Genomic DNA, 24,049 nt, shown 5'->3' with positions numbered 1-24,049 from the left:
CACAGTTCCTGTCCTCCGTCGGCACCCTGACGCTGCCGGTGCAGATCTACAACTCCCTGATGTTCGACATCGATCCCAGCGTGACCGCGGTCAGCGCGCTACTGATCGCCTTCGCAGTCCTCGCCCTAGTGCTGGTCGGGCTGGTGCGCTGGCTCGGCTCCGGCCGACAGAACGCGCTGCTGTCGGTCGAGACCGCCACGGCCCTCGGCACTCCGGGCAAGGAGACGCCGTGAACGCCACGCGGACAGCCGAGCGGCACCTGCTGCTCAACATGACCGCCAACGGCTCACTCGGCGCGGCCGGCGAGGAGTTGTTCGTGGTGACCCACGGCGACGGACCGTACGTGCACGACTCGGCCGGCCACCGCTACATCGACGGCCTGTCCGGGCTCTACTGCGCCCAGCTCGGCTACGGCTACGCCGAGGAGATCGCCGAAGCGGCCCGCCAGCAGCTGCGCGAGCTGTCCTACAGCCCCCTGTGGTCGGCCTCCGCGCACCCGGCCGCCCTGAAACTGGCCCGGCGGCTCGCCGGCCTCGCCCCCGACGGGATCGAGCACACGTTCTTCAGCAGCGGCGGCGCCGAAGCCGTCGAAACCGCCTGGAAGATCGTGCGCCGCTACCACGTGCTGCGCGGCGAGCCCGGCCGGACCAAGGCGCTGGCCAGGCGCGGCGCCTACCACGGGCTCACTCTGGGCGCCCTGTCGTTCACCGACGACCCCGGCCTGAAGGAGCCGTACGGCACGCCCGCCGTGCCGACCAGGTTCGTCGCCAACACCAACCGGTCCCTGCTGCCCGAGCCGCTCGACGACGCCGCGTTCACCGCCCACCTGCTGGCCGACGTGGAGGCCGCGGTGCTGGCGGAGGGCCCGGAGACCGTCGCGATGCTCATCGCCGAGCCGGTGCAGAACCGCGGCGGCTGCATCACCCCGCCCGAGGGCTACTGGGAGGGGCTGCGCCGCCTGGCCGACCGGTACGGGTTCCTGCTCGTCGTCGACGAGGTGATCACCGGGTTCGGCCGGCTCGGCGAGTGGTTCGGCGGCGACCGCTACGGCGCCCGGCCCGACCTCATCACCCTGGCCAAGGGCCTCACCGCCGGATACGCCCCGATGGGCGCCACCATGGTCGGCGCCCGCGTCGCCGAGGTGCTGAACCGGCCCGGCGAGGTGCTCAACCACGGCTACACCTTCTCCGGGCACCCGCTGTGCGCGGCCATCGCGCTGCGCACCATCGAGATCATGGAACGCGACGACGTCCGGGGCAACGTCCGCGCCCACCAGGAGCACCTGGCCAAGCGCATGGTCGCGCTGGGCGCCCTGCCGATCGTGGCCGACGTACGCGGCGCGGGCTACTTCTACGCCGTCGAGCTGGCCGGCGACGGGGAGAACGGCGCGTTCAGCGAGGCCGCGCGGGCCGCGCTCGTCCGCGACCTCATCCCACGCCGGCTGCGCGAGGCCGGCCTGCTGGCCCGCGTCTACGACAGGGCCGCCCCCCTGCTGCAGATCGCTCCGCCCCTGATCGCCGACGGCGACCTGCTCGACCGGATCGCCGACATCATCGCCGCCACGCTCGACGAGGCGTCGGAGCGGCTCGTCTCCCCCGAAAGGCAGAACCCATGACCTACACCATCGGCACTCTCAGCTGCGCGCCCGGCGAGCGGGCCCAGGGGCTGATCCAGGTCGGCGTCAGCACCTACGGCGTCGAGCTCGGCATCCCCCTGATCATCGTCAACGGCGCCCAGGACGGCCCGGTCCTGTGTGTGGACGCGGGCGTGCACGGCGACGAGTACGACGGCCAGGAGGCCGTCCGCCGTGTCCTCGCCGAGACCGACCCGGCCACACTGCGCGGCACGCTCGTCGGCATCCCCTGCATGAACACCCCGGCCTTCGAGGCCGCCGCCCGCGCCAGCGGCATCGACCACCTCAACCTCAACCGCATCTTCCCGGGCGACGCCGACGGCTCCTACTCCCAGCGCCTGGCCGCCACCTTCGTCGAGCAGGTCATCCCGGCCGTGGACGCTCTGGTCGACCTGCACACCGGCGGCGCCTACGGCGAGATCGCCCCGCTCGTCATCCTCCAGGGCGGCTACGAGGACCTGGCCACGGACCTCGCCCTCGCCGCCGGGCACGTGCTGGTCTGGAAGGGCGGCAAGTGGGGCGGCACCGTCCGCCACCCCGCTCTCGCGGCCGGCAAGCCCGCCATCACCATCGAGGCCGGCGGCGGCACCTACCGCGAGGAGACGGTCACCCAGCACGTGCGCTCGGTCCGCAACGTCATGCGGCACCTCGGCATGATCGACGGCGAGGCGGAGCTGCTCGGCTCGTACACGGAGGTCAGCGGCACCTTCGCCCGCTCGGCCGCCGGCGGCTTCTTCCTCGCCCATGCCGAGCCCGGCGAGGAGTGCAAGCAGGGCGACCTCATCGCCCGGATCGTCGACCACTACGGCGCCCCCCTGGAGGAGGTCCGCGCCCCGCAGGACGGCATCGTGCTGTGGGTGCGCCGCATCCGCACCGTCCGCCCCGGCGACGAGGTCGTCATCTTCGGCGCGATCGAAGGGGAGATCCGGCCATGACCAACGCTTCCGTGCGTGAGCTGCTGATCGACGGCAAGACCGTCCCCGCCTGTGACGGGGCGACCTTCACCGTCGTCGACCCGGCTCGCGGCACCCCCATCGCCGACGTGTCCCACGGCGGCTCCGCCGACATCGACAGCGCGGTCGCCGCCGCGGGCGCCGCGCTCGCCTCCCCCGGCTGGGCGTGCCTGCGGCCCGCCGAGCGGGGCCGGCTGCTCACCCGCATCGCCCAGGAGATCCGCCGCCAAGCCGGCGACCTGGCGCGGCTGGAGAGCCTGGACGTTGGCAAGCCGCTGCGCCAGGCCCGCGCCGACGTCGAGGCGGCGGCCCGCTACTTCGAGTTCTATGCCGGCATCGCCGACAAGCTGGGCGGCGCCACCATCCCGCTCGGCCGCGGCCTGCTCGACTACACCGTCCGCGAGCCGATCGGCGTGTCGGGGCAGATCATCCCGTTCAACTACCCGCTGCAGAACACCGCCCGCGGCGCCGCCCCTGCCCTCGCGGCGGGCTGCACCGTCGTGCTCAAGCCGTCGCCGGAGGCGCCTCTGACGCCGCTGGAGATCGGGCGGATCGCGCTGGAATGCGGGCTGCCGCCCGGCGTGCTCAACGTGGTGCCAGGAGACGGCGTGACCGGCGCGGCCCTGGCCGGCCATGCCGGAATCGACCAGGTGACGTTCACCGGCTCGGTGCCGACCGGCATCAAGGTCGCGCAGGCCGCCGCCGCCAACGTGGTGCCCTCCGTGGTGGAGCTGGGCGGCAAGTCGCCCGCCATCGTCTTCGCCGACGCCGACTTCGACCAGGCGCTCGCCGGCGTGGCGGCCTCGGCGTTCGGCAATGCCGGACAGACCTGCTCCGCCGGCACCCGGCTGTTGCTCCAGCGCGGCGCCGAGGAGTTCCTGGACCGGCTCGTCGCGCACGCGGCCTCCCTGCAGCTCGGGCCGGGCCTGGACGACCCCGACATGGGGCCGCTGGTGTCGGCGCGGCAACGCGACCGCGTGGAGACATACCTGGAGCTGGCCCGTCAGGAGGGCGCCACCGTCCGCACGGGCGGCGGACGGCCCGCGGACCCGGCGCTCGCCGACGGCTACTTCATCGAGCCGACCGTCCTGACCGGGCTGACCAACGCCGCGCGGTGTGCGCGGGAGGAGATCTTCGGGCCCGTCCTCACGGTCATCGAGTTCGGCGACGCGGATGAGGCCCTCGCCATCGCCAACGACAGCCCGTACGGACTGTCGTCGTACGTGTGGACCCGTGACATGACCACCGCGATGCGGCTGGCCGAAGGCATCAGGGCCGGCCAGGTGTACGTCAACGCCACCGGCGTCGGCACCGGCGTCGAGCTGCCCTTCGGCGGCTACAAGCACAGCGGCTGGGGCCGCGAGAAGGGCCTGGAGGCGCTGAACGGCTACACCCAGCTCAAGAACGTCTGCCTCGGATTCGGGACACCCCGATGAGCGGCATGCGCTACCGCAGGCTGGGCCGCGACGGCCCGATGGTGTCCGTGGTGGGCGTCGGCGGCAACAACTTCGGCTCCCGCCTGGACGAGGACGGCACCAGGGCCGTCGTCCGCGCCGCGCTCGACGCGGGCATCACCCTGTTCGACACCGCCGACACCTACGGCGCGTACGGCGGCGGCGACGTCGGAGACAGCGAGCGCATGCTCGGAGCCGTGCTCAAGGGGCACAGGGACGAGGTGGTGCTGGCCACCAAGTTCGGCATGAGCATGGGCGCCGCCTACGGAGAGCTCGGCCCCCGCGGCGCCCGCCGCTACCTCCGCCACGCCGTGGAGGAGTCGCTGCGCCGGCTCGGCACCGACCGCATCGACCTGTACCAGTACCACGAGCCCGACGGCGTGACCCCACTCGCCGACACGCTCGAAGCGCTGAGCGAGCTGGTCGCCGAGGGCAAGGTGCGCTACGTCGGCTGCTCCAACCTGCCCGCCTGGATGCTGGCCGACGCCGCCTGGCAGGCCCGCTGGGACCGGCGCGCGCCGTTCGTCAGCACCCAGGCGCGCTACCACCTGCTCGACCGGGGCGCCGAGCAGGAGCTGATCCCCGCCTGCGCCAAGTTCGGCATCGGACTGCTGCCGTACTACCCGCTCGCCAACGGCCTGCTCAGCGGCAAGTACCGGCGCGGCGAGCCGCCTCCGCCCGGCAGCAGGCTGTCCTGGCGGCACGGTTGGCTCACCGAACAGGCGCTCGACCGGGTCGAGGCCCTCACCGCCTACGCCGCCGAACGCGGGCTGACCCTGCTGCAGGTCGCCGTCGGCGGCCTGGCGGCGCTGCCCCAAGTCGGCTCCGTCATCTGCGGGGCGATGACCCCGGAACAGGTCACCGCCAACGCGGCGGCGGCTGGCTGGAAACCGGACGCGGCCGACCTGGCCGCGCTCGATCACATCGTGCCGCCCGGCGAACGGGTGGTCTGAACACCATGAGGTTGGATGACATGCGACAGGTAGTCACCTTCGACGCCTACGGAACCCTGATCGACTTCCAGCTCGGGCCCACCACGCTCAAGGTCCTCGCCGACCGGCTGGACCTCGACGGGCTCAACGTGGAGGAGTTCCTCGACGACTTCCGCGTCATGCGCTTCCAGGCCGTGCTGGAGGCCTACCGCCCCTACCACGAGGTGCTGCACTCCAGCCTGCGCAACGCCATGCGCCTGCACGGCCTCGAGTACCGCACCTCCGACGGGGACGCCCTGGTGGAAGCGGTGCCCACGTTCGGCCCGTTCCCCGAGGTGCCCGACGCGCTGCGCGCGCTCAAGAGCAAGTACGAGATCGCGATCATCTCCAACTCCGACGACGACCTCATCAAGCACAACGTCGCCAACATCGGCGTCGAGTTCGACCACGTCATCACCGCCGAGCAGGCCAGGGCGTACAAGCCGTCCCAGGAGACATTCGAGCACGCCTTCAACGTGATGGACGTCGAACCGTCCCAGGTGATCCACACCGCCCAGGGCTGGGAGTACGACCTCATCCCCACCCGCGACCTCGGCCTCAAGCGGCGCGTCTGGATCAACCGGTACCGCCGCCCCGGCAGCGCCGACTACCAGCCCTACGACGAACTGAACAACCTGTCGGGCCTGCCCGCACTGCTCGGCTGCTGAGAACGGGCCCCACGATGAAGCAGATCCCGTACTGGCTCGACACCGCTCCCCCACTGCCCGACCGCTCCGGCAGGCCACTGCCGGACCAGGCCGACGTCGTGGTCATCGGCGGCGGGCTGACCGGCTTGTCCACCGCCCTGCACACCGCCCGCAAGGGCGCCCGGGTCGTCCTCGTCGAGAAGGACAAGGTCGGATCGGGCGCCTCCGGGCGCAACGGCAGCATGTGCACCCAGGGCATCACGATCACCACCGGCCAGGCACGCGAACGCTACGGCCAGGAGCGCGCCCGCGAACTGTACGACTCCTTCCGCCACGCCGTCGACCTCGTCGAGGAGCTGACGCTCAAGGAGGGCATCGACTGCGACTTCCGCCGCTCCGGCCGCTTGGGTGTCGCCTTCAAACCGGCCCACTTCGAGCGGATGCGTGCCAAGCAACGCGATCTCGCCGAGAACTTCGGCCACGAGACCACCCTCATCGGCCCCGGCGAGCTGCGCACCGAACTGGGCTCGGACTACTACCACGGCGCGCTGCTCGACCCGCTCAGCGCGGGCCTGCACGTCGGCAAGTACGTGCACGGTCTGGCCGAGGCCGCCGAACGCGCTGGCGCGGAGATCCACGAGCGCAACGCCGCCACCGCGCTGCGACGCATGCCCGGGGGCGGGTTCGAGGTCGAAACGCTGAACGGCCTCGTCCGGGCCAGGCAGGTCGTCGCGGCGACCGACGCCTACAGCGACGGCGCGCTGTCGTGGTTGCGTAAGCGGCTCATCTGCGTGGGCAGCTTCATCATCGTCACCGAGCCGCTGGGCGAGGAGCTGGCCCGCGAGCTCATCCCGAACGCGCGTCTGGTGGTCGACTCCAAGAACATCGGCCACTACATCAGGCTCACCCCGGACAACCGGCTCGCCTTCGGCGGCCGCGCCCGCTTCGCCCCGTCCGACCCGGCCTCCGACCGCAAGAGCGGCGCGGTGCTCAAGCGGGAGATGGCCGAGATCTTCCCCCAGCTGGCCAACGTCAAGATCGACTATGTGTGGGGCGGCAGCGTCGGCTTCAGCTACGACCGCATCCCGCACGCCGGAGAGAACGACGGCCTGTACTACTCGGGAGGTTATTGCGGCCATGGCGTACAGATGGCCACATACATGGGCCGCGCGCTCGCCGAAATGATGGACGGCCGTCCAGAGGCGAATCCCTGGCGCGGGCTCGGCTTTCCCAAGGTGCCCGTGCCGTTCTACAACGGCACGGCCTGGTTCCTGCCGTTCGCCGGCGCCTACTACAAGGTCAAGGACCGCCTCTACTGACGCGTGCCGACTGTTCCCCGCGAACCGGCGTCCTCCGGTCGGCGGCCTGGGCCGTCCGGCCGCGGGGATTCATAAGCGCCACATCGGTCACGCCCCGGACGGTGTCGCCGTCCGGAGCGCGCGCTCACGCGGGGAGGCCGGGACTCCACCGAAACGGCTCAGTCCCTCGGCGGTGCTGTGCTCTCGCGGACCGTGAGGGTTGTCGCGATCTCCAGTCCCACCTGGGGAACCGGCTCCCCACGGCCGATGGCCAGCGCCAGTTCCGTGGCGGCGTCCGCCATCTCGCTCAGCGGCTGGTGAACCGTGGTCAGAGGCGGGTCGACCCAGGCCACGACCGGAACATCGTCGAAGCCCACCACGCTCAGGTCCCTGGGGATGGACAGCCCGAGCTCGCGAGCGGCCTGGTAGACGCCGAGCGCTTGCATGTCGTTCGCGGTGAAGATCGCGGTCGGCCGTACCCGCTCGGCCGGAGAGTCCAGGTCCATGAGCGGCGCGGCGCGGAGCGCGACCCAGGCACCCGATAGGTCACGCATGCGGGCGCAGGCTGTATGCGTGACCGAACCGGACAGCGTGGCGGCCACTGCCTGCAACGCGATGCCGAGCCAGCCGGAGCGCGCCGCCTGCCAGGCTTGCAGCCACTCGCGCGCGGCCGGCGTGGCCGCCTTGAACTCCCCGCCGGCACCGAGCACGATCATCACCGGACCGCCGGACCCGCCGCCGGGGCCGGGCATCCGGATCAGAATGCCGGCGCAGCTTGCCCCTGCCGCGGTCCCTGACTGCGTGCCTTGAGCAGCGCGTCCTGTAGGCGGTTGTGGGTCATGGCCAGGCAGGCGTGCACCGCGCCGCGTGCTACCGAGAGTCCCAGAACCTGCGAGACGGTCGTGATCTGGGGGATAGCCGGCAAGTTCTGTGCGAGTCGCTTGCGTACCTCGGGGAGCACCTCGTCCACCAAGGGGTGCAACCGGCCGACGAAGTAGACGGACTCGGGATCGAGTGTCACGGCGACGATGCTCACGGCGGTCGTCACCGCCGTCGTGAACGCCTTGAGTATCTCGGCACGGGCTCGATGGTCCTGAGGTGCCAGCCACAGGTCCTCGACGCGTTCGAGGTCCAGTCCGTGTTCGCGAGCGAACTTCACCAGCCCTGCGGTGCTCAGCAGCCCGTTGAGGGTGCGGTCGTCGATGCCCGAGGAGAGGGAACCGATGTCGCCGAACGCAGGAGTACGTCCCCGAGCCAGTTCCCGGTCCATGCAGGTGGCGAAATTCAGGGTGCTGCTGACGCTGAACAGGGCAGCGTTATGGATACTCGCGTCGTCCGTGAGCACCTGGAGCAAGGACGCGTTCGCGTCACTGTCGAAGGTCACTGGAGCACCGACGAGCTTTTCAACGGTTCGGTGGAGGTCTCTGCCGGAGAAGATTTTCATCGGATCGGCAGGCCGGAAGACCTCGGCACCGTCGCGGACATAGGCGGGCAGTGCCGCGACGACCTGGCGCAGTGGCCCTCGTGCGGATGCGCTGGTCTGCGCGATCAGGTCGACCAGCCACCGGCCGGCAGCGGGGACGTCGTGGTGTTCGACCGTCGGAACGATCAGGTGTCCGATCTCCCGGCCGCGTAGGTCGGTCACCAGCACGCCCGTGGTCAGGGCGCCGAAGCCGACCCCCACGACGTGTCCGGCCGTCTCGGGCACATCGAGGTACGTCGACGGACGGCCACGCCCGACGACGGCGTCGACTCCCCCGTCCACGACGAACCCGTCAGAGCGCAGTTCCTCGACGGCCCGCGACACCGTCGCCTTGCTCAACCCCGTGAGCTCGATGAGCCTGTTCCGGGTCAACGGCGCATGGGAGAGAACCACGTCAAGGACACTTGCCTTGTTGTAGTCGCGTGGTGTGGGGTTGATGCTGCTCACCTCATGACCTTAGCGAGACCATACGCAGCCCGAACCAGTAGTCTCTGCCGGACTTGCTGAGCTGCCCGTGGGCGTCAGCGAAACTGCTGATCCTTGGCCCGCCTGCGCTTCTGTTGAACCCCGCATGTTCCCCTCAGAGGGGAGAACCTCGTGGCCGTCTCCTGCTGGAGGCGGGGTCGCAGCGCTCGGCTCTGTGTTCTCTGTCCTGTGTCGCCTTGGGTCAGCAGCCGAGCAGCTTCGGCAGTCCCGACAGGTCGGGCAGCTCGTCGTACGGCTGGTAGTCGGCGCTGCCGGGGCGGCCGTAACGGTTGATCCACACACGGCGCTTCAGGCCGAGGTCGCGGGTCGGGATGAGGTCGTACTCCCAGCCCTGGGCGGTGTGGATGACCTGCGACGGCTCGACGCCCATGGTCCTGAAGGCGTGCTCGAAGGTCTGCCGGTCCGGCTTGTAGGCACCGGCCTGCTGTGCGGTGATGACGTAGTCGAACTCGACGCCGATGTTCTCGACGTTCCGCGCGATCAGGTTGTCGTCGGAGTTGGAGATGATGGCGATCTCGTACTTGCTCTTCAGAGCGCGCAGGGCGTCCGGACCTCCGGGAAGGGACCGAAGGTGGGCACGGCCTCGACGAGGGCGTCGCCGTCGGACGTGCGGTACTCCAGGCCGTGCAGGCGCATGGCCATCCGCAGGCTGGAGCGCAGGACCTCGTGGTAGGGGCGGTACGCCTCGAGGACCGCCTGGAAACGCATGACCCGGAAGTCGTCGAGGAACTCGTCGACTTCCAGGTTGTCCAGGTCCAGCCGGTCGGCCAGGACCTTCAGGGTGGTGGGGCCGAGCTGGAAGTCCACCAGGGTGGCGTAGGCGTCGAAGGTGACGATCTCTCGCATGGGTTCAGCCTCAATTCTCGGTGGTGGTGGGAAAGTTGGGTTTCAGACAATGCGGCCGCCGGGGATGACGATCTCGTCGAGTGCGGCCAGGTCTGCCCTGTCGGATGCCGACGAGTGCTGCCGCAGTCGCGCCGCCTCAAGGCGTGTCATGGCGGGTGCTCAGCAAGCGGGCCACGACCTCCTCCATGGCGACGGCCATGGCCCGCTCCACGTTGACCCAGTCGTCTCTGGCGTGCTCGAGCAGGTAGTCGCGACGCTCCGGCACTCGTTCCGCGCGCCAATGGGTGACCAGCGCGCGAAGTGTCAGGCGTGCCAGCGCGGCAACAGGCAGGAGCGGGAGTTCGGTGTCCTTGATCGGCCGGGCCCGCTCGTATCCCACGACGAAGCTGCATGCCTCACGCCAGGGATCCCACGGCGTCCGGCCGAGAAGGTTCGCGAGAGACACAGCAGGATCGAAGATCAAAGCACTGCGCACACTGTCACCGAAGTCGATTACTCCTGTGACGAAGCTGTCTGTCCGCGGATCCACCAGGACGTTGTAGGGGCTGTAGTCACCATGGATCACTTGGGTCTCGAGATCACCCAGCCTCGGAACAACGGCCTCGTGGAAAAGACGGAACACTTCTTGTGCCAGCTGACGGTGCGCGGCGCTGGGCGTGTACTCGATGACCTCCCGCAGCTGGTCGAAGTGTCGAAGGTCCCACACAAGGCGCCGCTCGTCCGCTGGATGCCTGAATGACCGCAGAGCCAGATCCACTCGCCCGAGCATCTGCCCGACTTTCGCAAGCTGCTGGGGATCGGGGTTCGTCCGCGCCAGGACGGCACCTTCGACGAAGTCGAAGACCCGCAGGACTCGAACCCCGCCGTCTTTCGTCTCGATCGGTACGTTGTCGCTGCCTTCGGTGGTCTCCTTGACCCGCTGGAGAGGGAGATGAGGAGCTTCGGCTTCGAGGTGGCGCATCACAGCCGTCTGCAGAGCAACGACAGCTACCGCCTCGTCAGGCGGGGAAACCTTGACGAGATGGTCAGCCGTGCTGGTCCGCAGCCGGAACGTGTCGTCCTTCTCGGTTGCCAGCCGCTCGAGATGTCCGCTCAGCTGGTAGTACCGGGCGAGGAGGGCGTCTACCACGTTCGTCTCGATCGACTCGTGGGACGATGCCAGGCCGCTCTCCTCGAACAACTGCTGGGCGATACGCGCGGGGGGCGAGGTGCTCACCGTTCGGTCCCTTCGGCTTTCGGCCTGCTACAGGCGCATCTCGGCGATCTCTGCGAAGGTCTCGAGGAATCGCGTCACGTCCGCCGAGTCGAAGGCCAGCGGCGGTCGGATCTTGAGCACATTGGCTGCTTCCCCGGTGCCGCTGATGAGGACGCGACGCTCACGCATGTCGTTGATGACGTGCTCAGCGCGGACACGATCGGGCTCCGGCGACTCCCGGTCCTTCACGAGTTCGACGCCCACGTACAGACCACTGCCGCGGACCTCTGCGACGTAGGGAGACTCGCGAGTGATCTCCTCAAGGCCGGCTCGAAGCGCCCTGCCGTTGTCGAGAACTCGCCGCTGCACGTTCTCCGCTTCGAAGACGTCCAGAACCGCGGCACCGGCGGCAACCGCGATCGAACTGCCCGCAAAGGTGTTGAAGTAACGGACATTCTGTCCGAACTCATCGCACACCTCGGGCCTGAACACCACGCCGGAGATCGGCATGCCGTTGCCCATGGGCTTGCCCATCGTGACGATGTCCGGAAGCACCCCATGGCGGCTGAGCCCCCACATCGACTCTCCGAGCCGGGCGAATCCCGACTGGACCTCGTCGGCGATGTACACCCCGCCCGCGGCGTGCACCTCCTCGACCATGTCACGCAGGTAACCGACAGGATCGGTGAAGATGCCATCACTGGAGTGCGCGCAGTCGGTGATCAGCGCCGCAAGCCTGTAGCCGTGGCGCTCGAGGTCGTTGATCGCGCCGCGCACCTGGCTTCGCATGTAGTCGGGAAGCGATGAACCGGGCGGGACGAGTCGCGGATCAGGAGCATCGATGAGCCGCACATTCGGCCCGAGCGGTGACCCCGCGCCGAGCGTCGGCGAGAAGCTCGCAACCTCGCGAGTGAGACCGTGGTAAGCCCAGCGAGTCACTATGATTCCCTCGCCGTCCGTGTGGAAGCGAGCCACGCGCATGGCCAGGTCGTTCGCCTCCGACCCGCTGCAAGCGAAGCTGACCCTCGAGAGCGCTTCAGGCATAGAGGCGAGAAGGCGCTCGGCGTAGTCGACGAGTGATTCCTGCACATAGCGCGTGTTGGTGTTGACCGCCGCCATCTGGCGGGACACGGCCTCGACAACGTGCGGGTGTGCGTGACCCACGCACGGCACATTGTTGTAGGCGTCAAGGTAGTCGTTGCCATCCCGGTCGAACAGGTGAGCGCCTCGACCGGAGACGAACTCGACCGGCTCCCGGTAGTTCAGCGTGTAACCAGGGCCCAGCACGTTGTTTCGCCGCTGGACGGTGGACCGCAATCGCTCAGGCAGTTCACCGAGCACTGCGGGGTCGAACCTGTTGGGGTAGTTGACCAGCGCTCGACTCAGCGTGGAAGTCATCAGCAGATCCCCTCCTTCGTGGCTTGCCTCTCGTTGCGGCTGCTTGAGCGGCAGCCTAGCATATTCGTTTCAGTTCCAGCCTGAAACGAATCTCTCGCGCGCGGCTGTGGCCTCGGCAGCCGTCTCGCTGGCGATCAACCGGGAGGTGCCTCGGGAACCGGCCGTGCTGCGTGTAGAACTTCAACAAGATCGCGAAGCCGAGTCGCGTGGCGTCCCGTTTCCCGGCTCGGCACCAGACCGGCCTCGTCCCCGAGCCGCTGATCTACCTGTACACCGACCACGCCGTGCACGGCGGCGGGTCGGGGGCGGTCGGTCCCGGCGTCCTGCCCGAGCACCGGCTCGTCGACGACGACGCGTGGCGCGGCCGTCGACCTGTCCGGCGCGATCCGCGTCGAGGCCGAGGTCGCCGGTGTGGGTCCAGGACAGCTGGAGTTCCTGGCAGGTGACCGGCTGCTGGCGGAGATGTCGGTGCCGGTCACGGGAAGCCCCTACGCATGGATGACCGTCGCCGGCGACCTACGACATCGCCAGAAGGCCTCCACGACCTGCAGGTGAACCCGCACGGCGGCATCCGGCTCGCCGCGTTCCGCTTCAGCTCGACTCCCGCGACCACCGCCTGAAACGAGCGATCGGCCCCGGTTCCCACGTCTGGCACGGGACCGGGGCCTCTTCACGTCCCGGCACAAAGTGCCCGAGGCGCGGCGCCAAGTTCGCGGCGACAGGACTTGTTGAACGCCTGGAGATCCGGGAGTCCGACGGCGGCGATCGTGGCCACAGGAAGGGTGGACTGGTGGAGCAGATACAGGGCCCGCCGCATGCGACGGTGCCGAATATGGGCGACGACAGTGCGGCCGGCCCCCACACCCTGAACGGGAACGCACATGTCTCAACACCGGTCCCGGCGGGCACGCCGAGCCGCTCTCGTCTGCGTATGTTCAGGCGACGATTTTGGGCGGATCGATGATCGGATCTGGGACGGCGCGTAGTGGAGCCCGCCTGAGCCAGGGTTTGATGGGCTCGGTGCTCGTTGTAGAAGTGTTCGTACTCGCGCAGGGCATGCCGTAGGTGGTGTTCGTTCCAGAGCAGGCAGCGGTCCAGGAACTCTCGGCGGCAGGACTGCCCCCATCCCTGCCGAAAACCACATCCATGCACGCCAATCAGGCTCTGCAGCACTTTCGAAGCGACTGCAAGTTCTGCCGGCAAGCAGACGCACATCGCCTACCGATGGCTGCTCGGCGGTTGCTCGTACGCGTTCGATCTGCCGCGGGGCTGGGGCCTCGTCCCAAAATCCTGACCCTGCACAGCGGTGTCGAGATACCACAGGTCTTTCACAGTCGACCCGGAGCGCGGCACTGGCCTCACCACCAGCCCGCTTCTCCGAGTCGTCTCCCGAACCCCGGGCACCGCCAAGCGCACTGGGCTCTCCACAAGCCCTGCGGGGTTCGTGTCTGCCTCATGCAGTGCTCGGCCACGGTGCTGGGAGCGTGTTCATTGCTGAGCCTCATTTCCCTCAGGAGGGTCGTGCCGTGCCGGGGATGTGAGGTACTGACCAACTCGAGCCACAAGCATCTCCAACTCGTAGGCGATCAGGCCGATGTCGCTGTCCTGCAGGCAGAGCACCGCGAGCCGCGCCCCCTCCCCCGCGACGGTGGTGACCAGGAAACCTGATTTCCACTCCACCACGGTCTGCCGGACCGCCCCACCATCAATGCGAGAACTGATCCCTGTGGCCAGGCTCTGCAAGCCCGCAGCCCCCGCCGCCAAGTGCTCGGCATCGGCGCCCGCCAGCTGTTTCGACGAGGCCACTAACAGCCCATCACCGGAGAGCAGGATTGCATGCTCGATCTCCTTCACCCGCCCAACCAAATCATCAAGCAGCCAGTCCAAGTCCGCCGCGGCCCCTACGTGCGCCACGGAGCTTCGCCCGCCGCCTTCACCCAACGCGCCGCCTGCCACTCTTGCTGCCCCCCATTGATCCGTAGGAGATGAACCACCGAACTCGCCGGCCACCGAACCCGTAGCACAGTAACGTGCCGCATGTGCACCGTGACTCGCGAGGTGAATGATCTTCACTCTACAGGTGAAGATCATTCACCCTGGTGCATGTTTTCTCTCCGAGATTGAGGTCGTGACCCCGCTCGATATGCACCTGACACTCCTCGGCCGCCCGATCGGTGACCCGGCCAGGCGCAGCTCGTCGTCGCCGATGTCGCGCGCCGTCGCCACATCGTGCGTGATGAACAGGGCGCTCATCAGGAACCGCTCGCACAGGTCCTTCAGCAGTGTCAGGATGCCGAGCCCGCAGCGACACGTCGATCATGGACACGGCCCCGCGTTGACCAATGACGCGATCATGCCGGACCTGAGCCCGCCGGTTCACCTTCCCGTGGTCCGCTGCGCCATCTGGTGTGCGACGTTTTCGAGCCTCGCGAGGTCGGGCACCACATGAATCTGATCGCAGTACTCGGCGTATCCAGGCAGGTCGCATCTGCCGAGCCGCCAGGAATACCGGGGTTCTGGAGTGAGCCAGATGGTCTGCCGTGCTCGCCTGGTGAGCTCCTCGAAGGCGTCCAGCTTCGGATCGTGGCCGTTCCCCCGGCCGTCTCCGAGCATCAGCAGGGTCGTCTTCCTGGTCAGCGCCGAGCGGTGCTCTGCGAGCATCAGTTCGAAGGTGCGGCCGTAGTCCGAGTCGGCATCGACGTTGAGCAGGCCGCCGGCCGCGCCGAACACCAGATCGGGCACCTGCTCCAGCGGGTGTTCTGCGAACAGTTTGGTAATTTCCTGGGGTTCGTCGACGAAGGCGAACGAGCGCACCTGTCCGAACAGCGACTGGAGGCCGTGCACCAGGTGCAGGGTGAAGCGGGCGGTGGCTCGTACCGAGAGCGAGACGTCGGCGAGGACGACGAGCCGGGGGGCGTCCTCGGCGCGGGTCGTCGTCACCGGCCGGAAGGGGACTCCGTCGTAGCGCATGTTCTGCCGCATGGTGCGTGCCGGGTGCGCCCGGCCGCGCGGGCTGTTGCGCCGGGATGCGGTCAGCGCACCGGAGAGCGTACGGGCCAGCCGGCGTAGCGACGCTTCCAGCTCCCGACGGCTCTGCTCGTCCATCGCCTCCGTACGCGCCCGTTCGACGGCTCTCGACTCGACGGCGGCGGTGAGCTCGGCCAACGTAGCGAGGTGGCGTACCAGCAGTTCAGCAAAACCGTCGGCCACATGTGCCCGGTCGCGTGGGATGGCGGGCTCCGGCCCGTCCGGCTCGAGTGCGGATGCGCCGTTTGGATATCCTGTGACGGTCATCTCCGTACCCGCGCGGAGGGTGTTGCCTCGGGACAGCCGGCCTGGCATCCCGGCATTGTGCAGTCTTTCGGCCTCCAGCTCCAGGCTCGCGACGACGGTGGCATCTGTGGACCGCTGCCGGTCCTGCGAAAGGACGATCTCCTGGGTCAGCGCGGACAGGTCGATCTTGTTCGCCTCCTGGTGCGGGTTGTACCGCTGGGCGAGATCCTGCGGGTCGAAGTAGTCGCGGATGTCATGGGGTGGGCCGTGGTCGTGACCGGGCTGCGGGATTTGAGCGGGCTCCTCGGAAATGGTGAACGACGTGGCCGCAGCAGTGTCGGAGAGGTCGTCGTGCCCGTGGCCGTGGCCGTGCCGGTTCTCGGCGGGGTTCGGCGGTGCGAGGGTGAAGACGGCGGTGAACACTTCGTCGAAGACCGCGTCGTCGCGCCGGTCCTTGATCAGGACCGGTCGCAGGGCCTCACGCAGCGTCTCCCGGTCGCCCAGGATGCCCGGCTGCGCCGCGGCCCTCATCGCGTCGATCGTCTCGGAGACCGAGACCCGCACGCCCGACAGGCGAAGCAGCCGGACGAAGCGGTGGATGCTTGCTTCCATGGCGGCCCCTGCGCTCGCGCCACTCAGCGCGCCCGGCGTCGCCGGGCCGCGGAGAACGCGCGCTGCCCCTGGCCGGCACCGTTGCCAGACTGCCCGTTGCCCCCGTGCTCATGGCCGGGGTGCCCCACCGCGCCGTTGCCGGAGGACTCGGTCGCGCTGAGGCTCGACGGCAGTCGGTAGCCGATTTCGTGCCGGCCCAGCTGGTCCATCGCGGCCCGGACGGCGCGGCCGTCCGGTTCGTCGCCAAGTGACGCGTGATCGAACGCACTGTCGCCGCCGCCCGGGATGGGCCGCTGAACATGGCCGTGGCCATGACCCGTGTGAGCCGGCGAGGTGGTCCCGCCCTGGCACCCGGGGACGAGGCGGGGCAGCACCTCAAGCGCCCGGTTCAGGTCGCGTTCGTATTTCAGCACCACGTTGGCGGTTTCCATGAGCAGATGCGCGTCCAGGTCCTCGGCCCCCAGCACGGCCAGGGCGCGGGCCCAGTCGATCGTCTCCGAGATGCCGGGACTCTTCCGCAGCCGCAGACCGCGCAGTTCGCGTACCACGCCGACCAGCTGCACGGCCAGCGCATCGGGCAGCCCGGTGTGCTTGGAACGGACGATCTCCAGCTCCCGCTCGGCGTCCGGGTAGTCCAGGAACATGTGCAGGCACCGCCGTTTGAGGGCGGCCGACAAGTCCCTGGTGTTGTTCGAGGTCAGCACGACGCATGGCGGGGTCGACGCGATGAAGGTACCGATCTCGGGCACCGAGACCTGGTACTCGTCCAGGCACTCCAGCAGCACAGCCTCCAGCGCTTCGTCGGCGCGGTCGATCTCGTCGATGAGCAGGACCGTCGGCTCGGGGCTGCGGATGGCCTCGAGGACCGGCCGGGGTGACAGGAAGCGGTCGGAGAAGAAGACGCTGTCCTGATCGCCGATGCGCTCCACGGCGGCGGCGAGGTCCGGCGCGTCCGCGACGATCTCGCTGATCTTCTCACGCAGCAGCTGCGTGTACAGGAGCTGCTTTCCGTAGTCCCATTCGTACAGCGCCCTCGACTCGTCCTGTCCTTCATAACATTGCAGGCGCAGCAGCCGGCGTCCGGTGACCGCGGCCAGGACCTTCGCCAGTTCCGTCTTGCCGACCCCGGCCGGGCCTTCCAGCAGGACCGGCTTACCCAGGCGGAACAGCAGGTACACGGTGGTGGCCATGCGGCGGTCGGCGATGTACCCGTGCGCGGCGAACTTCTCAACCACATCCGTGACCGACTCGAACGCATCGGATACGGCCATGCCGTCGGGGTGCGGGATGTCGGTCACTTTTCCTCCGTTCATATGACGGGCAGCCGCCTCAGGTGAGCAGGTCGTCCAGGTCGCCGTTCATGCAGTGCTCGACGAGCGGACGGACTGTCTCGTAGGTGGACTCCTTGGGGTTGGTCGGGACGCAGGAGTCGCCGAGAGTGTGACGGGTGATCCGGTCGACGTCGGCGTCGTCCCCGACGATCTCCCTCGATCGCTGATAGAACGCGGTCGGGCCCTGCCCGAGCCGGTTCTTGGCGTACGTGTCCTGCTTCACGTCGGTGAGCTTCTCCGGCATTCCGAGGTCGCGCACCAGGCGAATGAGCTCCTCGACCGCAGCGTCGGCCGCGTGCACCGCGCTCATGCCAGTGGTGTCCACGCCCATGGCACGGGCGATGTCGGCGAACCGCCGGTAGGCGACCGGCAGGTTGAAGGCCCAGACCCGGGGCAACAGCACGGCGTTGTTGAGCCCGTGATGCAGGTCGTAGTAGGCGCTGATCGCGTGCGAGATCGAGTGGGCCAGGCCCAGCCCGCCGGAGTTGAACGCCTGGGCCGCGATGTACTCGCCGTACATCATGGCCTCGCGGGCGGCCAGGTTGCGGCCGTCCCAGGTGGCGGTGCGCAGGTATTGCGCGGCGATCTCGACGGCCTGCAGGGCCTGACCGAGCGCGGGCGTGAAGTCCAGCCGTGACACATAGGCCTCGGAGGCGTGGGTGAGCACGTCGATTCCGCACTGCGCGGTGAAGTCGGTCGGGCATTCGTAGAAGAGCACCGGGTCGTCGATGGCCAGCGTCACGCGCGCCGAGCGGTCGAATGCCGCGTATTTGTGTGGATTGTCGGGATCGGTCGTGGTGTCGGTGATGACGAACAGCGACGTGGTCTCAGAGCCCGTGCCGGCGGTGGTGTTCACCGCTATGTGTGGCGGGTTGTCCGGGTTCTCCGTCTTGTGGTAACCCTCGAACTCGTTGATGTTGCGGCCGTCGTGCGCGAGGGATATCCGGGCGCCCTTGCAGGCGTCGTGCGATGAGCCGCCGCCGATGGAGACGAAGGAGTCGCACTTGTTCTCCCTGAACGCCTCCGCGGCGTCCATGCAGTTGTAGTCCTTGGGATTGGACTCGACCTTGTCGTAGACGACGAAGTCCACGCCGTGGAATTTCCCCTGGTCGACGATCCGCTGCACGATGTCCGTACCCCGTAGGCCCGAGGTGACGACCAGCGTGCGATGGAAGCCCAGCTTCCTGGCCTCCGGGCCGACGAGCTCATGCGTTCCAGGCCCCAGCAGCGCCCGGGGCAGCGGCGTGAACTCCTTGACCGGGGACGGTCTGTAGAGCGCTTCAAGCTGCATGATCACTAGTCCTCTCCATGTGGTGAAGGACAGGGCTTGGCAGGTTCTGTTCGGTCCAGATGACCTTCCCATTCGCGGTGTATCGGGTGCCCCAGCGCGAGGTGAGCTGAGCGACCAGGAAGAGCCCGCGCCCGCCCTCGTCGGTGCTCGTGGCGCGGCGCATCCTGGGTGAGGTACTGCTGCCGTCGGACACCTCGCAGATGAGAGTGCTGTCACGGAGCAGGCGCACCTCGATGGGCCCCCTCGCGTAGCGGATCGCGTTGGTGACCAGCTCGCTGACCACCAGCTCCGTGGTGAACTCCAGCTCCTCCAGGCCCCAGCGGCCCAGCTGCTCCGTCACCGCGCCGCGCAGCTTGGAGACGTTCTCCGGGTCGGCGGGCAGCTCCCAGGTGGCCACATGGTCGGTATCCAGCGCGTGCATGCGGGCGACGAGCAGGGCGACGTCGTCTCTGGGGCGGCCGGGTAGCAGGGTTTCGATGACCGCCTTGCACGTCTCCTCGGGCGGGCGGCTGGGGTGCGTCAGGGCGCGCCGCAGCAGCGCGAGCCCCACGTCGATGTCGCGGCTGCGCTCCTCGATGAGGCCGTCCGTGTAGAGGACGAGTTCACTGCCCTCGGGGATCTCCAGATCGACCGTCTCGAAGGGCAGACCTCCCAGGCCCAAAGGCGGGCCCGCCGGCACGTCCGGGAATTCGACGGTTCCATCCGGAAGAACGAGGGCGGGCAGCGGGTGCCCGGCACGGGCCAGGGTGCAGTTCCTGGACACCGGGTCGTACACCGCGTACAAGCAGGTGGCGCCCGTGATCCCGGCGCCGCCGCTCTGGTCGTCGTCGAGCCGGTCGACGAGCTCGTCCAGGCATGCGAGCAGATCCTCGGCGGGCAGGTCGAGGACGGCGAAGTTCTGCATGGCGGTACGCAGGCGGCCCATCGTGGCGGCTGCATGCAGGCCGTGCCCTACGACGTCGCCGACCGCCAGCGCCACCCGGCCGCCGGACAGCGGGATGACGTCGTACCAGTCGCCGCTCACCCCGCCGTAGGCGGGCAGGTAGCGGTGCGCGACCTCGACCGCGCTCTGCGAGGGCAGGCCTCGGGGAAGCAGGCTGCGCTGCAGGGCGAGCGCCATGTTGTGCTCGTGGGTGAAGCGGCGGGCGTTGTCGATGGACAGCGCCGCGCGGCCGACCAGCTCCTCAGCGAGGCGAAGGTCGTCCTCTTCGAACGCACGCTGCTCCGAGCGGTAGAAGCTGACCACGCCCAGGTTTGCGCCGCGGGCGAACATGGGCACCGCGATCAACGAGTGGATCCCGAATCCGAGGATCTTCTCCGTGCGCACAGGGTCTATGGCCTTCCACCCGTGGGCCTCCGCCAGATTCGCTTCCAGCACGGCCTCCCTCGCGGCCAGGCACCGGCCCTGAGGGGTGGATGGGACAAACTTGACCAATTCCCCCACCTCAGCAAGGTGGGAGTCCTCCAGGACGGCGCCCAACGCAACCCGGCGGAGCACGCCCGTGTCGCAGGCTGCCTCGTCCCCGCGTAGAACGGCGTCCGACAGGTCGACGGTGACGAAGTCCGCGAAACGCGGGACGACCACGTCGGCCAGCTCTTCTGCCGTATGGGTCACGTCAAGGGTGGTCCCGATGCGGACGCTGGCGTCGTAGAGGAGGTCCAGGCGCTGCCGTGCCCGCAGGGCGAGCTGCCCCACGCCCAGTTCGCCGACGAGGAGAAGCCATCCCTCGCTGGCGCCGGGCTCCGGAGTGGTTTCCTCGGCTATGGACGCGACCGCCGTCACCGGTTCACATGGGGGCGCCACGCGGGGCGCGGGGACCGCGTCGGGCGGCACCGGCGGCTTGACGGTCTTCGCAGCGGTCGGGATCACCAGAGCGTCCGAGTGGGGCGGCACCGCAGTGGGAGCGGTAACCGACATGCGGCGTACCCGTCTGGCCTCGTCGGGGAGGCTCGCCTCCACCGCGATGCCCGCCTCTCCCGACGGCCCGATGACCGGCCGGCGCGTGAGGGTGGCGACCTGGCCGTCGAAGAGCTCCACCTGGATCATGAGCCGGTGCGGAGAGGAGATCAGCTCCGCCGCCTTCTCCCGCAGCAGGGCCTGCTCGGCGCCGCCCAGCACCTCGTTGATCGAGGGGAGCACTCCTTCCTGCCCGCCACCCGGCGGCCCGCCGGGCACGGCGACGGCGTGGCGGGTGCGCAAGAAAGCCCCGAGCAGGTCCCGCTCCCGCTGTGTGGCCTGCTCCAGCAGCCGCTGCTCGATGGCGCGGGCGGCGTTGCGGACGACTTTCAGCATGGCCGGATCCGCGTCGGACCGCCGGCAGGTGAGGTCGAGAATCCCCTCGACCTGCCCGCTCAACGGATCGCGGATGGGGGCGCCGGCACAGGCAAACGGGTGCATGCATGCGGCAAAATGCTCGCTACCGACCACGTAACTGGGTTTTCTGTTCGCCAGCGTCGTGCCGATGCCGTTGGTACCGGCGATCTGCTCCGCGAAGGCGAATCCGACGGCGAGACAGACGCCGTCGAGACTCCTGTTGAGCTCAGGGTCGCCGCCCCGGCGCTGAAGCACCCTGGCCTTCTCGTCGCAGAGGATCACGCTCACACGCGTTCCGGTGAGTTCGACCTCCATCCTGTCGAGCACGGGGGTGGCTGCGCGGATGAGGCGGCCATACAGGTCCAGGTCCTCCTGGTAGGGGATCTCCAATTGGTCGGGGACCAAGCCGAGCAGCCGACAGCGCTGCCAGGACGTCAAGATGGAACTCCTGACACTTCCCTCGACCCCGCGCCCGTCACAGAACCTCTCATGGGCGCTTGTCAGACTCGCTATGTCATCCCAGGCAACTGCCACATCTAACCGCCCCCTCATACGGCGAGAGACATGTGGCCTTCCACCCACTATTCCACATAAAATTACATCTGTGGTCAAATGTCCGAATCGCCCCACCGTGGCAGACCACCCGGCCCCGAGGGCGAGAACTAGCGAAATCGATACCCAGCCATTGCTGCTGAATCAGGACTGCTTGACGGCCCCGTGGCCGAGAGTTGACCAAGGTTGCCTTTGCACCTGCCGATAACGTAATCCGTCGAACCGCGCACGCCAGTGGCGGTCCGCGTCGCGGAGGTCGATACTGAGCGATCCGCGCCCTCTGGGGGGTGACAACCCCGTGAGGTGGGACCCGGCTCGCTAGGCCATCCGCACGATGCAGTACGCGGCCGCCACGCAGAACATCTCGCTCTTCCGCTGCAGTACTAAGTAAGCAAAGAGAGCAAGCGGGTCTGCGGGCTCGCGCGGGTCCATGGACTCGTAGCGGCCCCGCGACCTGGTGCGGGTCTGCGACCTGTGAGTCCACGGGCCGTGCCTCCTGTGGATGGAGTCCTAAAGGGCCAGGCTGACCTGCCGAGTCGCTTATGTGAGGCTGAGCGGGGCCGGTTCCACATCGAGCTCCCTCATCGCCTCGGCATAGAGCCGGTAGCGTCTACGAGCCTCACCATGGCGGCGAGCCCCGGTCAACGTTCGAACCAGGTCCAGGTGGGCCGCCTCGTCGTAAGCATCCCGCTCGAGCAATCGAAGCAGGTAGCGAACCGCTCTGTCGGGGTCATCGGCCTTCTCCGCGAGTGAGGCCAGTTCTCGAAGCAGGGCCTGGTGTACGGCACGGGCCTCTTCACGAAGAGGCTCCAGCCACTCGGCATAAGGAGAGTCCTCGCAGACATCCCCGGTGTAGCGAGCTTCAGCCGCGACAAGGAGATCCTCATCTTGAGAGGCGAGCGCCTCAGCGGCAGCGGAGAGGAACTCCTCTACATCGGTACGGAGTCCGACCAGCTGGATGCTGTACTTGTCGGCGCGAATGAACTCCCCAGGGCCGAACTTCCGTTGCGGATCCAGGACCGAGCGCACAGTGGACAGAGCGACCGAAAGCCGGTTGGAGCAGGACGCGGGTTCCTCGCCCGGCCAAAGGATCTCCATCGCCGCTTCCCGGGCGACAGGGCGGCCGCGCTGGCACGCCAGCCAGGTCAGCAGGTCACGCGCCTTACGGGACTGCCATTCGACAGCGCTGCCGCGGCGGCTGAGCCGTACTCCACCCAGCATGCAGAACCGCACAGCGCCATGGTCGAGGAGCGTGATCGCGCGGAGCAGGCCGGCGCCGGAGCTGTGCGGCCCGCGGATGCCGACGCGGCGGAGCTCCTGCTCCGCCTCGTGAAGGCCGGAGCCGTTGAGCCGCGCCCGGGCGAAAGCGTTACGTGCGATGGACACAGGGCTGCCGATTTGCGCCCAGATCTCGGCTGCGGACGCTAGCAGGTCTGCTCGCTCGCCAGGGGATTCGGCCACAGTGAAGGCCGATAATTCCAAGGCTTCCGCCATCATGGCCCGGTCGCGGCGGCCGACAGCCGCCTCGCGGGCGGATTGGGCGTAGGCGCCGGCTTTGGTCCGGTCGCCGGTCTCTGCCCAGACCCAGCCGGCGGCCAGGAGCGCGTCCACCCGACTGGAGCCGCCGCCTGCCGCGACCGCGCGTTCGGCCAGCTGTACGGCTAGCGCCGGATCGTCAACCGCGTGGACACGAGCCAGTCCTGCCAGGGCTGTCTGGGTTAGATGGGCGTTCTGGAGTTGTTCGGCGTGCTTCAGGGAGTTTTCGAAGCTGATTCGTGCATGCATCAGCTCCCCGCGCTCCAGATAGACCTTGCCGAGCCCGGCCAGTGGGTGGCCGAGCTTGTCGCTGCCTACTCGGCTGAAGATGTCGCGTGCCCGTTGGAAGTCGGCCAGGGCTTCGTCGAGTCTGCCCAGGCCCATGAGTGCCTCGGCGCGGTTGTGCAGGGCGATCGCGGCGTTGACGGGGGCTCCGACCAGGTCCGCTCGCCGTACCGAGAGGTCTGAGTCGGCGATGGCCTCTTCATAGCGGGCCTCCTCCGCGCGGTTCGCGGCGCGGTTGGCCAGGACGCGGGCGGACAGCAACAGGTCTCCTGAGCTCTCCGCGGCGGCGAGAGCGAGGGCGCTGTGCCGTTCGCTTCCGGCCCCGTCGCCGACGTCGTGGGTGACCATGGCCAGCGCGGTGTGGCGGTAGGTGTCAAGTCAAGTGCGACAGGGACTCTGCCGAGGTGATCGCTAGGCGGCCTCCTGGGTGGGTTGGGATGCGCCGTTCTGGTCTTCTTCGGGCTGGTTGATGTAGGCGACCGTTGGGATCT

At 68.6% G+C, this 24,049-nt stretch carries 20 protein-coding genes and 1 pseudogene; 8 read left to right on the top strand and 13 right to left on the bottom strand.

Annotation, left to right across the window (positions count from 1 at the left end; all coding sequences use genetic code 11):
* The 7 genes and pseudogenes from ABN273_RS57000 to ABN273_RS56970 form a co-directional block, all read left to right on the top strand.
* A pseudogene (locus ABN273_RS57000) lies at positions 1 to 233 on the top strand (hypothetical protein); the annotation flags it as partial.
* Entirely contained in the window at positions 230 to 1,615 is a 1,386-nt protein-coding gene (locus tag ABN273_RS56995) for an aminotransferase class III-fold pyridoxal phosphate-dependent enzyme (protein ID WP_349458146.1), read from the top strand. The pseudogene ABN273_RS57000 and the gene ABN273_RS56995, both read left to right, overlap by 4 nt.
* The gene (locus ABN273_RS56990) at positions 1,612 to 2,568 is read left to right on the top strand and encodes a succinylglutamate desuccinylase/aspartoacylase family protein (RefSeq protein WP_349458145.1); all 957 of its coding nucleotides are present in this window, start codon (positions 1,612 to 1,614) and stop codon (positions 2,566 to 2,568) included. The genes ABN273_RS56995 and ABN273_RS56990 overlap by 4 nt, the downstream gene beginning before the upstream one ends.
* Positions 2,565 to 4,022: an aldehyde dehydrogenase family protein gene (locus ABN273_RS56985; protein WP_349458144.1), complete on the top strand. Its 1,458-nt coding sequence runs from the start codon at positions 2,565 to 2,567 to the stop codon at positions 4,020 to 4,022. The genes ABN273_RS56990 and ABN273_RS56985 overlap by 4 nt, the downstream gene beginning before the upstream one ends.
* Entirely contained in the window at positions 4,019 to 4,993 is a 975-nt protein-coding gene (locus ABN273_RS56980; protein ID WP_349458143.1) for an aldo/keto reductase, read from the top strand. Before ABN273_RS56985 ends, ABN273_RS56980 begins: the two co-directional genes overlap by 4 nt.
* A gap of 20 nt (positions 4,994 to 5,013) precedes the next feature.
* On the top strand, positions 5,014 to 5,679 hold the full coding sequence (locus tag ABN273_RS56975) for a haloacid dehalogenase type II (RefSeq protein WP_349458142.1): 666 nt from the start codon (positions 5,014 to 5,016) through the stop codon (positions 5,677 to 5,679).
* 14 nt (positions 5,680 to 5,693) lie between these two features.
* Complete coding sequence (locus ABN273_RS56970) at positions 5,694 to 6,977, top strand: NAD(P)/FAD-dependent oxidoreductase (protein WP_349458141.1); 1,284 nt, start codon at positions 5,694 to 5,696, stop codon at positions 6,975 to 6,977.
* Positions 6,978 to 7,135: 158 nt separating this feature from the next.
* Here the strand turns inward: ABN273_RS56970 and ABN273_RS56965 are convergent, their stop codons facing one another.
* From ABN273_RS56965 to ABN273_RS56940, 6 genes are all read right to left on the bottom strand, one after another.
* Entirely contained in the window at positions 7,136 to 7,708 is a 573-nt protein-coding gene (locus ABN273_RS56965) for a LacI family DNA-binding transcriptional regulator (RefSeq protein WP_349458140.1), read from the bottom strand.
* 5 nt (positions 7,709 to 7,713) lie between these two features.
* Positions 7,714 to 8,886: an ROK family transcriptional regulator gene (locus ABN273_RS56960; protein ID WP_349458139.1), complete on the bottom strand. Its 1,173-nt coding sequence runs from the start codon at positions 8,884 to 8,886 to the stop codon at positions 7,714 to 7,716.
* 220 nt (positions 8,887 to 9,106) lie between these two features.
* The gene (locus ABN273_RS60145; protein WP_502911347.1) at positions 9,107 to 9,457 is read right to left on the bottom strand and encodes an HAD family hydrolase; all 351 of its coding nucleotides are present in this window, start codon (positions 9,455 to 9,457) and stop codon (positions 9,107 to 9,109) included.
* Entirely contained in the window at positions 9,454 to 9,771 is a 318-nt protein-coding gene (locus ABN273_RS56950; protein WP_349458137.1) for an HAD family hydrolase, read from the bottom strand. The genes ABN273_RS60145 and ABN273_RS56950 overlap by 4 nt, the downstream gene beginning before the upstream one ends.
* Positions 9,772 to 9,907: 136 nt before the next feature.
* Positions 9,908 to 10,987 carry a phosphotransferase gene (locus ABN273_RS56945; RefSeq protein ID WP_349458136.1) on the bottom strand — a complete coding sequence of 360 codons (1,080 nt, stop codon included), beginning with the start codon at positions 10,985 to 10,987 and terminating at the stop codon, positions 9,908 to 9,910.
* Between the two features lie 27 nt (positions 10,988 to 11,014).
* Positions 11,015 to 12,364 carry an aspartate aminotransferase family protein gene (locus tag ABN273_RS56940; RefSeq protein WP_349458135.1) on the bottom strand — a complete coding sequence of 450 codons (1,350 nt, stop codon included), beginning with the start codon at positions 12,362 to 12,364 and terminating at the stop codon, positions 11,015 to 11,017.
* 411 nt (positions 12,365 to 12,775) lie between these two features.
* Here ABN273_RS56940 and ABN273_RS56935 point away from each other — a divergent pair, with 411 nt between their 5' ends.
* On the top strand, positions 12,776 to 12,919 hold the full coding sequence (locus tag ABN273_RS56935) for a hypothetical protein (RefSeq protein WP_349458134.1): 144 nt from the start codon (positions 12,776 to 12,778) through the stop codon (positions 12,917 to 12,919).
* A gap of 115 nt (positions 12,920 to 13,034) precedes the next feature.
* Here the strand turns inward: ABN273_RS56935 and ABN273_RS60140 are convergent, their stop codons facing one another.
* The 7 genes from ABN273_RS60140 to ABN273_RS56905 all read right to left on the bottom strand — a co-directional run bounded on the left by ABN273_RS60140 (position 13,035) and on the right by ABN273_RS56905 (position 23,906).
* The gene (locus tag ABN273_RS60140; protein ID WP_502911346.1) at positions 13,035 to 13,247 is read right to left on the bottom strand and encodes a helix-turn-helix domain-containing protein; all 213 of its coding nucleotides are present in this window, start codon (positions 13,245 to 13,247) and stop codon (positions 13,035 to 13,037) included.
* Between the two features lie 605 nt (positions 13,248 to 13,852).
* Positions 13,853 to 14,251 carry a roadblock/LC7 domain-containing protein gene (locus tag ABN273_RS56930; protein ID WP_349458133.1) on the bottom strand — a complete coding sequence of 133 codons (399 nt, stop codon included), beginning with the start codon at positions 14,249 to 14,251 and terminating at the stop codon, positions 13,853 to 13,855.
* 489 nt (positions 14,252 to 14,740) lie between these two features.
* Positions 14,741 to 16,249, bottom strand: a complete 1,509-nt coding sequence (locus ABN273_RS56925; protein ID WP_349458132.1) for a VWA domain-containing protein — start codon at positions 16,247 to 16,249, stop codon at positions 14,741 to 14,743.
* A gap of 23 nt (positions 16,250 to 16,272) precedes the next feature.
* Complete coding sequence (locus tag ABN273_RS56920) at positions 16,273 to 17,547, bottom strand: AAA family ATPase (protein WP_349458131.1); 1,275 nt, start codon at positions 17,545 to 17,547, stop codon at positions 16,273 to 16,275.
* Between the two features lie 31 nt (positions 17,548 to 17,578).
* The gene (locus ABN273_RS56915; protein WP_349458130.1) at positions 17,579 to 18,871 is read right to left on the bottom strand and encodes an iron-containing alcohol dehydrogenase; all 1,293 of its coding nucleotides are present in this window, start codon (positions 18,869 to 18,871) and stop codon (positions 17,579 to 17,581) included.
* Positions 18,861 to 21,737, bottom strand: coding sequence for a SpoIIE family protein phosphatase (locus ABN273_RS56910; RefSeq protein WP_502911345.1), 2,877 nt, complete (start codon positions 21,735 to 21,737; stop codon positions 18,861 to 18,863). The genes ABN273_RS56915 and ABN273_RS56910 overlap by 11 nt, the downstream gene beginning before the upstream one ends.
* 540 nt (positions 21,738 to 22,277) lie before the next feature.
* A complete protein-coding gene (locus ABN273_RS56905; RefSeq protein ID WP_349458128.1) occupies positions 22,278 to 23,906 on the bottom strand; it encodes a tetratricopeptide repeat protein in 1,629 nt (542 codons plus the stop codon).
* Between the last annotated feature and the right edge of the window lie 143 nt (positions 23,907 to 24,049).

Source organism: Nonomuraea sp. B19D2, assembly GCF_040137845.1.
In the GTDB taxonomy this organism is placed as follows: Bacteria; Actinomycetota; Actinomycetes; order Streptosporangiales; family Streptosporangiaceae; genus Nonomuraea.
The sequence above is the reverse complement of the archived record's forward strand: the minus strand, read 5'-3'. Positions and strand labels throughout refer to the sequence as shown.

Coding starts and splice junctions, on each gene's coding strand:
- ABN273_RS56925 (WP_349458132.1), bottom strand. CDS start 16,249: ATGGAAGCAAGCATCCACCGCTTCGTCCGGCTGCTTCGCCTGTCGGGC.
- ABN273_RS56910 (WP_502911345.1), bottom strand. CDS start 21,737: ATGAGGGGGCGGTTAGATGTGGCAGTTGCCTGGGATGACATAGCGAGT.
- ABN273_RS60140 (WP_502911346.1), bottom strand. CDS start 13,247: ATGTGCGTTCCCGTTCAGGGTGTGGGGGCCGGCCGCACTGTCGTCGCC.
- ABN273_RS56940 (WP_349458135.1), bottom strand. CDS start 12,364: ATGACTTCCACGCTGAGTCGAGCGCTGGTCAACTACCCCAACAGGTTC.
- ABN273_RS56980 (WP_349458143.1), top strand. CDS start 4,019: ATGAGCGGCATGCGCTACCGCAGGCTGGGCCGCGACGGCCCGATGGTG.
- ABN273_RS56950 (WP_349458137.1), bottom strand. CDS start 9,771: ATGCGAGAGATCGTCACCTTCGACGCCTACGCCACCCTGGTGGACTTC.
- ABN273_RS56970 (WP_349458141.1), top strand. CDS start 5,694: ATGAAGCAGATCCCGTACTGGCTCGACACCGCTCCCCCACTGCCCGAC.
- ABN273_RS56990 (WP_349458145.1), top strand. CDS start 1,612: ATGACCTACACCATCGGCACTCTCAGCTGCGCGCCCGGCGAGCGGGCC.
- ABN273_RS56915 (WP_349458130.1), bottom strand. CDS start 18,871: ATGCAGCTTGAAGCGCTCTACAGACCGTCCCCGGTCAAGGAGTTCACG.
- ABN273_RS56975 (WP_349458142.1), top strand. CDS start 5,014: ATGCGACAGGTAGTCACCTTCGACGCCTACGGAACCCTGATCGACTTC.
- ABN273_RS56965 (WP_349458140.1), bottom strand. CDS start 7,708: ATGCCCGGCCCCGGCGGCGGGTCCGGCGGTCCGGTGATGATCGTGCTC.
- ABN273_RS56905 (WP_349458128.1), bottom strand. CDS start 23,906: ATGGTCACCCACGACGTCGGCGACGGGGCCGGAAGCGAACGGCACAGC.
- ABN273_RS56985 (WP_349458144.1), top strand. CDS start 2,565: ATGACCAACGCTTCCGTGCGTGAGCTGCTGATCGACGGCAAGACCGTC.